The sequence below is a fragment of the Aliivibrio sp. 1S128 genome (assembly GCF_001691065.1).
Lineage (GTDB): Bacteria > Pseudomonadota > Gammaproteobacteria > Enterobacterales > Vibrionaceae > Aliivibrio.
The window spans coordinates 1-473 of the sequence record NZ_MAJV01000097.1; the positions used below are offsets into that span (position 1 = coordinate 1).

At 38.7% G+C, this 473-nt stretch carries 1 protein-coding gene and 1 pseudogene; both read left to right on the forward strand.

What is annotated here, in order from left to right; all coding sequences use genetic code 11:
* Positions 1 to 86, forward strand: an 86-nt coding sequence (locus tag A6E03_RS19860) for a YoaH family protein (protein ID WP_141677266.1), incomplete at its 5' end; no start/stop codon positions are given.
* 107 nt (positions 87 to 193) lie between these two features.
* Positions 194 to 473, forward strand: a pseudogene (locus tag A6E03_RS11265) (IS110 family transposase); the annotation flags it as partial.

A 473-nucleotide genomic window follows, 5' to 3' on the forward strand; every position in this document is an offset into this window, starting at 1 on the left:
GTCAAGGCGTTGGTAGTGGAGAAGCCATTAAAATCATTTCAGACCAAATTAGAGCTGAAATTGCAGAAAAAGAGAAACAACGCTAACTAACTACTATTTTAAAGCCGAGCTAACCCCTCGGCTTAATTATATGGTCCGCCTCACTCTCAAACTCCTATGCTTAGAGTAGGCATGCAGAAATGAGGTGAATCATATGTCTTCCATCCAAATTTTAGGTATCGATTTAGGTAAACATAGCTTTCACGTGGTTGGTCATAACCACTTGGGAAAAGAAGTTTTACGGAAAAAATATAGTCGTAATCAATTAATCTCTTTTATTGCGAAGCTAGAACCAACAATAATTGCTTTTGAAGCATGTGGTGGCTCCCATTGGCTCGCTCGAAAATGCATAGACTTAGGCCATCAGGCCAAACTTATCCCGCCTCAATATGTAAAACCTTATGTGAAAGGTAATAAAAATGACTTCATTGATG